The sequence below is a fragment of the Pseudomonas sp. BN607 genome (assembly GCF_029871175.1).
GTDB lineage: Bacteria > Pseudomonadota > Gammaproteobacteria > Pseudomonadales > Pseudomonadaceae > Aquipseudomonas.
Map to the genome: position 1 here is coordinate 348469 of NZ_SSOE01000066.1, position 10107 is coordinate 358575.

10 protein-coding genes are annotated in these 10107 nt (G+C 63.5%); 7 read left to right on the top strand and 3 right to left on the bottom strand.

From position 1 onward, the window contains the following. Positions 1 to 139 precede the first annotated feature (139 nt). A complete protein-coding gene (locus E8E68_RS24600) occupies positions 140 to 1705 on the top strand; it encodes a beta (1-6) glucans synthase (protein ID WP_266031429.1) in 1566 nt (521 codons plus the stop codon). Positions 1706 to 1969: 264 nt separating this feature from the next. Here E8E68_RS24600 and E8E68_RS24605 read toward each other — a convergent pair whose 3' ends face one another. After that, entirely contained in the window at positions 1970 to 2323 is a 354-nt protein-coding gene (locus tag E8E68_RS24605) for a hypothetical protein (protein WP_110745578.1), read from the bottom strand. 190 nt (positions 2324 to 2513) lie between these two features. On the opposite strand from E8E68_RS24605, the gene E8E68_RS24610 reads away from it, so the two are divergent. Continuing rightward, positions 2514 to 3812, top strand: a complete 1299-nt coding sequence (locus tag E8E68_RS24610; RefSeq protein ID WP_266031425.1) for a serine/threonine protein kinase — start codon at positions 2514 to 2516, stop codon at positions 3810 to 3812. Then, a complete protein-coding gene (locus tag E8E68_RS24615; protein ID WP_266031424.1) occupies positions 3805 to 4632 on the top strand; it encodes a VacJ family lipoprotein in 828 nt (275 codons plus the stop codon). Before E8E68_RS24610 ends, E8E68_RS24615 begins: the two co-directional genes overlap by 8 nt. 54 nt (positions 4633 to 4686) lie before the next feature. Here the strand turns inward: E8E68_RS24615 and E8E68_RS24620 are convergent, their stop codons facing one another. Together E8E68_RS24620 and E8E68_RS24625 are read right to left on the bottom strand one after the other, a co-directional pair. Then, positions 4687 to 5835 carry a patatin-like phospholipase family protein gene (locus E8E68_RS24620; protein WP_280345752.1) on the bottom strand — a complete coding sequence of 383 codons (1149 nt, stop codon included), beginning with the start codon at positions 5833 to 5835 and terminating at the stop codon, positions 4687 to 4689. A 146-nt stretch (positions 5836 to 5981) separates the two neighbouring features. Further along, positions 5982 to 6917 (bottom strand): lipid A biosynthesis lauroyl acyltransferase, encoded by a 936-nt coding sequence (locus E8E68_RS24625; protein ID WP_266031420.1) that lies wholly within the window; start codon positions 6915 to 6917, stop codon positions 5982 to 5984. A gap of 111 nt (positions 6918 to 7028) precedes the next feature. Between E8E68_RS24625 and minC the strand changes: the two genes are divergently transcribed. The 4 genes from minC to E8E68_RS24645 all read left to right on the top strand — a co-directional run bounded on the left by minC (position 7029) and on the right by E8E68_RS24645 (position 9757). Further along, positions 7029 to 7790: a septum site-determining protein MinC gene (gene minC / locus E8E68_RS24630; RefSeq protein ID WP_280345756.1), complete on the top strand. Its 762-nt coding sequence runs from the start codon at positions 7029 to 7031 to the stop codon at positions 7788 to 7790. A gap of 109 nt (positions 7791 to 7899) precedes the next feature. Continuing rightward, positions 7900 to 8712: a septum site-determining protein MinD gene (minD, locus tag E8E68_RS24635; protein ID WP_003252574.1), complete on the top strand. Its 813-nt coding sequence runs from the start codon at positions 7900 to 7902 to the stop codon at positions 8710 to 8712. A gap of 3 nt (positions 8713 to 8715) precedes the next feature. Beyond that, positions 8716 to 8970 (top strand): cell division topological specificity factor MinE, encoded by a 255-nt coding sequence (gene minE / locus E8E68_RS24640; protein WP_003252572.1) that lies wholly within the window; start codon positions 8716 to 8718, stop codon positions 8968 to 8970. 151 nt (positions 8971 to 9121) lie between these two features. Next, positions 9122 to 9757 (top strand): RluA family pseudouridine synthase, encoded by a 636-nt coding sequence (locus E8E68_RS24645; RefSeq protein ID WP_266031418.1) that lies wholly within the window; start codon positions 9122 to 9124, stop codon positions 9755 to 9757. The last annotated feature ends 350 nt before the right edge of the window (positions 9758 to 10107 follow it).

Below are 10107 nucleotides of genomic sequence, written 5' to 3' on the forward strand. Positions count from 1 at the left end.
CCTGATCCAGCTGCGACCTGTACCCGCCCCATATGCGACAGCACTGTGCCATTAGCGCCATCGGCCTACAGCGGTCTGCGTGATCCTTGCATGCCAAAGCTTTGGCGCCGGGCTACTATCTACCCTTTTGCGCCTGACGATGGACCGCCCGATGCCCAGTTCTGCCCGCCTGCTGCTGCCGTTGTACCTGCTTGCCTGCCTGTTGGCCCTGCTCGGCCTGGGGGCGCTCTGGTACGGGCTTGGCAAGCCGGTACACCTGCCCGACGCGGCCAGCCCCACGCACAAGTTGCAATGCGCCTCGTACACCCCGTTCGACAAGGACCAGTCACCCTACGACCAGCCGTTTCGGCTGCGCCCGCAACGCATGGACGCCGACCTGGCGCTTCTCGCCGAGCGATTCCAGTGCATACGTACCTATTCCATGAGCGGTCTTGAGGCAATTCCGGCGCTGGCGCGCAAGCATGGCCTGAAGGTGATGCTTGGGGCCTGGGTGAACAGCCACCCGGCCGATACCGACAGAGAGATCGACCTGCTGATCGCTGCTGCCAACGCCAACCCCGATGTTGTCAGCGCGGTGATCGTCGGCAACGAGACCCTGCTGCGCAAGGAAGTCACCGGTGCACATCTGGCCAAACTGATCGCCCGGGTGAAAAGCCAGGTAAAGGTGCCGGTGACCTACGCGGATGTCTGGGAGTTCTGGCTGCAACACCCGCAGATAGCCCCGGCGGTGGACTTCCTGACCATCCACCTGCTGCCCTACTGGGAAGACGACCCACGCGGCATCGACGATGCCCTGGCGCATGTCGCCGATGTACGCCAGGTGTTCGGCACGCGCTTTGCGCCCAAGGACATCCTGATCGGCGAGACCGGCTGGCCCAGCGAAGGCCGCCAGCGCGAGACAGCGGTGCCCAGCCGGGTCAATGAGGCACGCTTCATTCGGGGCTTCGTGGCCATGGCCGAGCGCAACGGCTGGCACTACAACCTGATCGAGGCGTTCGACCAGCCATGGAAACGTGCCAATGAGGGCGCGGTGGGGGGCTACTGGGGGCTGTATGACGCCGACCGGCAGGACAAGGGCGTGCTCGAAGGGCCGGTGAGCAACCTGCACTACTGGCCGCAGTGGTTGCTGGCCAGTGCCCTGCTGATGCTCGTCATGCTGGTGCTGGCCGGGCGCCCTGCCACACCGCTGGCGGCTGTGCTGCTGCCGTTGCTGGCAGCGTTTGGCGCAGGTTGCCTGGGCTTGTGGGGCGAATTGATGCGTACCCATGCGCGTTTTGCCGGGGAATGGCTGTGGGCGCTGGCGCTGGCCGGGTTGAACCTGCTGGTGCTGGCGCATGCCCTGTTGGCGCTGGCGCGCCGGGCGGGCTGGCGTGAGCGGCTGTTCGCCTGGCTACAGGCACGGGCTGGCTGGCTGCTGCTGGCGGCGGGCTTCGCCGCAGCGGTAAGCATGCTGGCCATGGTGTTCGACCCGCGTTACCGCAGTTTCCCCAGCGCAGCGCTGGCATTGCCGGCGCTGGTCTATGTGCTGTGGCCGGTGCGCGCACGGCGAGCGGAGGTGGCGTTGCTGGCGTTTATCGTCGGGGCCGGGGTGGCGCCGCAATTGTTTGTCGAAGGGCTGGAGAACCGGCAGGCCTGGGGCTGGGCGGTGGTGAGTGTGCTGATGACGGCTGCGTTGTGGCGGAGTTTGCGGATGCGCAAGGTTTGAGATCCGGGGGCCGCTATGCGCCCCATCGCAGGTGTGTGCAGCGCTTTCTGTGGGGGATTCTATGGTTCCTGGCAATGGGATCAGGGTTGCCAGGTGCTCGCCATGGCATCTTCAGCGCCTATGAGATCGAGCGCCGCGCGGGCGGCGCTCGATCTCATAGGCGCTGCATACTTTGTGGCCAACACCTATCAGCCTTGATGCGATTGAGGGATCTTGAGTGGAGATCGTGTGAACTTTCAAGGCCCCTATCAGATTCGCCATGGGTCACCTGACCAACCGCAACCCCGCCAGCACCAGCGCAAACACTGCAATGCTGGCGGTGTACAGCACCAGCGCCGGCACCGCGAACACCAGGGCCAGCACCGCCAGCCACCAGCCAGCGCGGCCGGGAGCCACCTGCGCCAGCAGCGCCAGGCCCAGCCCACCCCAGGCCAGCACCTGGTGGTGAATGCCCAGCCCCAACAGCGAGCGCACCTCGCACTGCCAATAGGCCGCCGGCGACGTGCACAACCCTACCCACTGCCCGTCTTCCATCAGCCCATAACGCACGCCATAACTGGCCGCGAGCCACAGCCCGACAAACAGCACCAGCAGTGCAACCGGCAGCGAACGAGACATCCTGTTCTCCAATAGCGGTAATCGAAAGCATCCATGATCGCTTATGGGCTGTTGTAAGGCAAAATCACAACCCTGCAGCTATGTTGCAGATAACAAGCACACCAAAGGCCACCGCGACTGGCAACTTTGCCCGGTCGGCTGTGGTCCTAGCCTGCACACTGCTCGACCTTGCGTTCTTTTGGGGGATTACATGCTTCGATCTTTGCGCCTCGCTGCCCTGCTCGGCAGCCTGCTCATGGCTGTGGCCGCTTCTGCGCGGGATATCGACGCGGCAAGCTACGGCTACCCCTTGACCAACCCGTTCGAGGCGACCATCGCCACCACGCCGCCCGAGCAACGCCCGACCCTGCCCGGCGACGACGAAATCAACCAGTCCGACTACAGCCTGAACCTGCGCCCGGAGCGCGAGTTCACCCTGCCCGACAACTTCTGGGCAGTGAAGAAGCTCAAGTACCGCCTGGCCCGCCAGGACCGTGAGGCGCCGCTGATCTTCATCATCGCCGGCACCGGTGCCCCCTACACCAGCACCATCAACGAATACCTGAAGAAGCTGTTCTACCAGGCCGGCTTCCACGTGGTGCAACTGTCGTCGCCCACCAGCTACGACTTCATGAGCGCCGCCTCGCGCTTCGCCACCCCCGGCATCAGCCAGGAAGACGCCGAAGACATGTACCGGGTAATGCAGGCCGTGCGTGCCCAGCACCCCCGCCTGCCGGTCAGTGATTTCTACCTCACCGGCTACAGCCTGGGTGCGCTTGACGCCGCCTTCGTCAGCCACCTGGACGAAACCCGCCGCAGCTTCAACTTCAAGCGCGTGCTGCTGCTGAACCCGCCGGTCAACCTTTACACCTCGATCAACAACCTCGACAAATTGGTACAAACCCAGGTCAAGGGCATCGACCGCAGCACCACCTTCTACGAGCTGATGCTGGAAAAACTCACCCGCTACTTCCAGGACAAGGGCTACATCGACCTCAATGACGCCTTGCTGTACGACTTCCAGCAGTCCAGGCAGCACCTGTCCAATGAACAGATGGCCATGCTCATCGGCACCTCGTTCCGCTTTTCGGCGGCCGACATCGCCTTTACATCCGACCTGATCAACCGCCGCGGCCTGATCATTCCGCCAAAGTTCCCGATCACCGAGGGCAGCAGCCTCACACCGTTCTTCAAGCGCGCCCTGCAGTGCGACTTCGACTGCTACATGACCGAGCAGGTGATCCCGATGTGGCGCGCCCGCACTGACGGCAACAGCATCCTGCAACTGGTCAACCAGGTGAGCCTGTATGCCTTGGAGGACTACCTGCGCAGCAGCGACAAGATCGCCGTGATGCACAACGCCGACGACGTCATCCTCGGCCCTGGCGATATCGGTTTCCTGCGCAAGGTGTTCGGTGACCGCCTGACGCTTTACCCCCATGGCGGCCATTGCGGCAACCTCAACTACCGCGTCAACAGTGACGCCATGCTGGAGTTCTTCCGTGGTTAACAAACTCCTCTTCGCCACTGCCCTGCTTGCCGCCGGCCACGCCCTGGCCGCCGAAACCGCCCCCCGGGCAAGCGTTGTCGAAGCCGACCCGCAGGTGGTCGGCACCGCCCCGCTGGTGCCTGAAGCCGATGGGTTCATCGACCCGCTGCGCGAGCTCAAATTCAACCCGGGGCTGGACCAGCGCGAGTTCGAGCGCTCCACCCTGGAGGCGCTGAACGTGTACGACCCGCTGGAGTCGATCAACCGGCGCATCTACCACTTCAACTACCGCCTGGACCAGTGGGTGCTGCTGCCGCTGGTAAGCGGCTACCAGTACGTAACACCGCGCTTCGTGCGCACCGGGGTGAGCAACTTCTTCAACAACCTTGGCGATGTGCCGAACCTGTTCAACAGTGTGTTGCAGTTGAAGGCCAAGCGCTCGGCAGAGATCACCGCACGGCTGATGTTCAACACCATCATCGGGGTGGGTGGGCTGTGGGATCCGGCGACCAGCATGGGCCTGCCACGGCAGAGCGAAGACTTTGGCCAGACCCTGGGCTTTTACGGCGTGCCGAACGGCCCGTACCTGATGCTGCCGGTGCTGGGGCCATCGAACCTGCGTGATACCACCGGGTTGGTGGTGGACTATGCGGGTGAGCAGGCGGTCAACTACCTGAACGTGGCCGAAGCCAGCACCGACCACCCGGAGATCTTCGCCCTGCGCGTGGTGGACAAGCGCTACACCACCAACTTCCGCTACGGCCAGCTGAACTCGCCGTTCGAGTACGAGAAGGTGCGGTACGTGTACACCCAGGCGCGCAAGTTGCAGATAGCCGAGTAAACCTCCTTCGGCCTGGGGCTTTGGCTTGCTCGAGATGAGGCGGAACCGGGGGTATCAAACCCCCAGGAATTGGCACAACTCGCGCTTCTTCGCCAAAGCGTCCCGCCGCCCCAGGTCGATCAGTTCGCTGCAATAACTTGCCTCGAAAAGCAAATAGCTCAACACCCCCGCCCCACTGGTACGCGTTGCCCCCGGCCCACGCAGGAACAGGCGCAGCGCTGCCGGCAACTCGCGCCGGTGCCGCGCGGCAATCTCGTCCAGCGGCTGGCTGGGCGCCACTACCAGCACCTCGATCGGCGCCAGGCCCAGGCGCCGTGCGTCCAAGTGCGCCGGCAACAGCCGGCTCAGGTGATTGAGCCGCTGCAACAGCTCGATATCATCCTCCAGGCTATCGATGAAGGTGCTGTTGAGCATGTGCCCACCAATCTGCGCCAGGCTCGGTTGCTGCCCGCTGAACACGCGCTGGGTGGGCAACGGTGGCGCCGGCCGCTGCGGGTTGCCGCTGACGCCGACCACCAGCACCCGGCTGGCGCCCAGGTGCAGGGCCGGGCTGATCGGTGCCGGCTGACGTACCGCACCGTCACCGTAATATTCGTCGCCCAATCGTACCGGGGCGAACAACAGCGGGATCGCCGCGCTGGCCAGCAGGTGGTCGATGGTCAACGCGGTGGGCACGCCGATGCGACGGTGGCGCAACCAGGCTTCGATGGTGCCGCGGCCTTGGTAGAAAGTTACCGCCTGGCCAGACTCGTAACCGAAAGCGGTCACCGCTACGGCGCGCAACTGATCGGCAGCCAGGGAACGGGCGATGCCATCCAGGTTCAGGTGCGCCTCCAGCAAACCGCGCAACGGGCTGCTGTCGAGCAAGGCCACCGGTGCCTGGCCGCCCAGGCCGAGCAGGCTGTGGCTGACGAAGCGGCTGGCCTGGCGCACCACCCCTGGCCAGTCGCTACGGATCACAAGGTGGCTGCTAAAGTTCTGCCAGAAGGCCGTAAGCCGTTGCACGGTCTGGTTGAACTGGCTGGCGCCGCTGGCCAGGGTTACGGCGTTGATGGCCCCGGCGGAGGTGCCGACGATGACCGGAAACGGGTTGCGGGCGCCCGCGGGCAGCAGCTCGGCGATGCCGGCCAGCACGCCGACCTGATAGGCGGCGCGGGCACCACCGCCAGAAAGGATAAGACCGGTTACCGGGGGTGGTGCCATGGCGTCCTTCCTGGGGTTGAGGTGCCTACATGCCCGACCGCTTCGCGGGCCCATCCGCTACCACGGGCCCCGCAACATTCAGAACCCGTGGTAATCCTGTGACAGCGGGTTTACCCGCGAAGCAGCCAGACCGGCTGACACAGGGTTCAGCGCTTTTTCTTGTCATACAGCCGCGGCGCCCCTTCGGGCCGCGACTTGAACCGGCGGTGCGCCCACAGGTACTGCTCGGGGCACTCGCGCAACACACGTTCGACCCACTGGTTGATGCGCAGGCAGTCAGCTTCTTCGCTCTCGCCGGGGAAATCCGCCAGCGGCGGGTGGATGACCAGACGATAGCCGCTGCCATCCTCCAGGCGCTTCTGGGTGAACGGAATCACCTGCGCCTTGCCCAGCCGGGCAAACTTGGTGGTAGCGGTGACCGTCGCCGCCGGGATGCCGAACAACGGTACGAAGATGCTCTGCTTGGCGCCGTAGTCCTGGTCCGGTGCGTACCAGATCGCCCGACCAGAGCGCAGCAGCTTGAGCATGCCACGCACGTCCTCGCGCTCCACCGCCAGCGAATCAAGGTTATGGCGTTCGCGGCCGCTGCGCTGGATGAAGTCGAACAGCGCGTTACCGTGCTCGCGGTACATGCCGTCGATGGTGTGCTGCTGGCCAAGCAGCGCGGCGCCGATTTCCAGGGTGGTGAAATGCACCGCCATGAGGATCGCGCCCTGCCCCGCCTGCTGGGCGGCCTGCAGGTGCTCCAGCCCTTCGATGTGGGCCAGGCGCGCCAGCCTGGCCTTGGGCCACCACCAGCTCATGGCCATTTCGAAGAAGGCGATGCCGGTGGAGGCAAAGTTGGCCTTGAGCAAACGCTGCCGTTCGTCGATCGACAGCTCCGGGAAGCACAGCTCGAGATTGCGCGCGGCGATGCGCCGCCGCTCGCCGGCGAAGTGATACATCAGCGCGCCCAGCGCGGCACCAATTTTCAACAGCACCCGGTACGGCAGCTGGACCACCAGCCACAGCAGGCCCAGGCCCAGCCACAGGCCCCAGAACCTGGGATGAAGGTAATAGCGACGAAAACGCGGGCGTTCCATTGAAGCATCCGGAAAGACAAAGGCCGCGCATTCTACAACGGATCAGTGCATGTTGCGGGCAACCGGTGTTCTCGTTATAAGTCAGGGCACTTTTTTCGCAACAAGCCGTCTATGCAGACCATGAGCCCAAACCACACACCCGACACCGCCTCCGTGTTCCAGCTCAAGGGCAGCATGCTCGCCATCACGGTACTGGAACTGGCGCGCAATGACCTTGAAGCCCTCGACCGCCAGCTGGCGGCCAAAGTCGCCCAGGCACCTAACTTTTTCAGCAACACGCCGCTGGTGCTGGCGCTGGACAAGTTGCCGGCCGAAGAAGGGGCAATCGACCTGCCCGGCTTGATGCGGATCTGCCGCCACCACGGCCTGCGTACCCTGGCCATCCGCGCCAACCGCATCGAGGACATCGCCGCCGCCATTGCCATCGACCTGCCGGTGCTGCCACCGTCCGGCGCCCGTGAGCGACCGCTGGAGCCTGAACCCGAAGTGGTGCGCAAACCGCAACCGGCACCGGCGCCAGCCCCGGCCGCCGAACCCGAAGTTCGCCCGACCCGCATCATTACCGCGCCGGTACGGGGTGGCCAGCAAATCTACGCCCAGGGTGGCGACCTGATCGTTACCGCCTCGGTCAGCCCGGGTGCGGAACTTCTCGCCGATGGCAACATCCATGTGTACGGCCCCATGCGCGGCCGCGCCCTGGCCGGCATCAAGGGCAATACCAAGGCGCGTATCTTCTGCCAGCAGATGACCGCCGAAATGGTTTCCATCGCCGGCCAGTACAAGGTCTGCGAAGACCTGCGCCGCGACCCGCTGTGGGGGACCGGCGTGCAAGTCAGCCTGTCCGGTGACGTGTTGAACATCACCCGTCTTTAACGGATACTTGCCAGCATTTTTAGAGCAACTTTTTCACTGTTGCCGTTATTTAAGCTATTTCAGTTATTTGCAGGGACCTGTGTCCCGACTATTTTAGGGGTGAAACACCTTGGCCAAGATTCTCGTGGTTACTTCCGGCAAGGGGGGTGTGGGCAAGACCACCACCAGCGCCGCCATTGGTACCGGCCTCGCACTGCGCGGCCACAAGACCGTCATCGTCGACTTCGACGTGGGCTTGCGTAACCTCGACCTGATCATGGGCTGCGAGCGCCGCGTGGTGTATGACTTCGTCAACGTGGTCAACGGCGAAGCCAACCTGCAGCAGGCCCTGATCAAGGACAAGCGCCTCGAGAACCTGTACGTGCTGGCCGCCAGCCAGACCCGTGACAAGGACGCGCTGACCCAGGAAGGCGTGGAAAAAGTACTGATGGACCTGAAAAAGGACTTCGAGTACGTCATCTGCGACTCCCCGGCCGGTATCGAAAAAGGCGCGCACCTGGCGATGTACTTCGCCGATGAAGCGATTGTCGTGACCAACCCGGAGGTATCTTCGGTACGTGACTCCGACCGCATGCTGGGTATCCTGTCGAGCAAATCGCGCCGCTCCGAGAACGGCGAAGAGCCGATCAAGGAACACCTGCTGATCACCCGCTACCATCCCGAGCGCGTGGTGAAGGGCGAGATGCTCAGCGTCGCCGACGTCGAAGAAATCCTGTCGATCAAGCTCAAAGGCGTCATTCCGGAGTCCCAGGCTGTGCTCAAGGCGTCCAACCAGGGTATCCCGGTCATCCTAGATGACCAGAGCGACGCCGGGCAGGCCTACAGCGACGCCGTCGATCGCCTGCTGGGCAAAGAGAAGCCAATGCGCTTCATCGATGTACAGAAGAAAGGATTCTTCGAGCGCATTTTCGGGAGCAAATAAACCATGAACCTTTTTGACTTCTTTCGTGGCAGGCAGAAACAGACCAGCGCGTCGGTAGCGAAAGAGCGTCTACAGATCATCGTGGCGCACGAGCGCGGCCAGCGCAGCGAGCCGGACTACCTGCCGGCACTGCAGAAAGAGCTGCTGGAAGTGATCCGCAAGTATGTGAACATCGGCAATGACGACGTGCATATCGAGCTGGAAAACCAGGGCAGCTGCTCGATTCTGGAGCTGAACATCACCCTGCCGGATCGCTGATCCGCGCCAAAAGCCGGGGCTGCCTTGCCGCCCTTTCGCCACAGAAGGCCGCTCCCACAAGGGTTACTCATGACCCTGTGAGAGCGGCCTTGTGTTGCGAAAGGGGGGCAAAGCGGCCCCAGCGTTTTCTGCTATTTTCGTGAGAACTGCAATGCCGCTGTCGAATGTCCAGATCCTCTTCGAAGACGCCGCCATCCTGGTGATCAACAAACCGACCCTGCTGCTGTCGGTGCCTGGCCGCGCCGAGGACAACAAGGACTGCCTGATCACCCGCCTGCAGGAAAACGGCTACCCGGATGCACTGATCGTGCACCGCCTGGACTGGGAAACCTCCGGCATCATCCTGCTGGCGCGCGATGCCGACAGCCACCGCGAACTGTCACGCCAGTTCCATGACCGCGAGACCGAAAAGGCCTACACCGCATTGTGCTGGGGCCAGCCGACACTGGACAGCGGCAGCATCGATTTGCCGCTGCGTTACGACCCGCCCACCAAACCGCGACACGTCGTGGACCATGAGCAGGGCAAGCATGCCCTGACCTTCTGGCGGATCGTCGAGCGTTGTGGGGATCACTGCCGGGTCGAGCTGACGCCGATCACCGGCCGCTCGCACCAGTTGCGCGTGCACATGCTGTCGATCGGCCACCCGCTGCTGGGTGACCGGCTGTATGCCAACCCCGAAGCGCTGGCTGCCCATGAGCGGCTGTGCCTGCATGCCTCCATGTTGAGCTTTACCCACCCAGTGTCCGGGGAGCGGTTGAAGTTCGAGTGCCCGGCACCGTTCTGATCTTGCAGGGTCGGTACCGGCCTCTTCGCGGCTAAAGCCCCACAGTGATTGCGCTTGATTATAGAAACTGAGCAAGCCAGTTGTTTCCCCCACGTACTGCATCAGCCTCAAGCCAGCGGGGGTACCTGTGGGAGCGGGCTTGCCCCGCGAAGAATTCAACACGGTGCATGGCACGGGCTTCGCCCGTGTTCGCGGGACAAGCCCGCTCCCACAGTCCAATTGCGCTAGATTCTAGAAATTGAGCACGCCAGTTGTTTCTCCAGGTACTGCATCAGCCTCAAGCCTGCGGGGTACCTGTGGGAGCGGGCTTGCCCCGCGAAGAATCCAACACGGTGGATGGCACGGGCTTC

What these genes read in the sequence shown, in the direction of transcription:
- E8E68_RS24600 (WP_266031429.1), top strand. Translation starts at nt 140, where the DNA reads ATGGACCGCCCGATGCCCAGTTCTGCCCGCCTGCTGCTGCCGTTGTAC.
- E8E68_RS24610 (WP_266031425.1), top strand. Translation starts at nt 2,514, where the DNA reads ATGCTTCGATCTTTGCGCCTCGCTGCCCTGCTCGGCAGCCTGCTCATG.
- E8E68_RS24605 (WP_110745578.1), bottom strand. Translation starts at nt 2,323, where the DNA reads ATGTCTCGTTCGCTGCCGGTTGCACTGCTGGTGCTGTTTGTCGGGCTG.
- E8E68_RS24645 (WP_266031418.1), top strand. Translation starts at nt 9,122, where the DNA reads ATGCCGCTGTCGAATGTCCAGATCCTCTTCGAAGACGCCGCCATCCTG.
- E8E68_RS24625 (WP_266031420.1), bottom strand. Translation starts at nt 6,917, where the DNA reads ATGGAACGCCCGCGTTTTCGTCGCTATTACCTTCATCCCAGGTTCTGG.
- E8E68_RS24620 (WP_280345752.1), bottom strand. Translation starts at nt 5,835, where the DNA reads ATGGCACCACCCCCGGTAACCGGTCTTATCCTTTCTGGCGGTGGTGCC.
- minC (WP_280345756.1), top strand. Translation starts at nt 7,029, where the DNA reads ATGCAGACCATGAGCCCAAACCACACACCCGACACCGCCTCCGTGTTC.
- minE (WP_003252572.1), top strand. Translation starts at nt 8,716, where the DNA reads ATGAACCTTTTTGACTTCTTTCGTGGCAGGCAGAAACAGACCAGCGCG.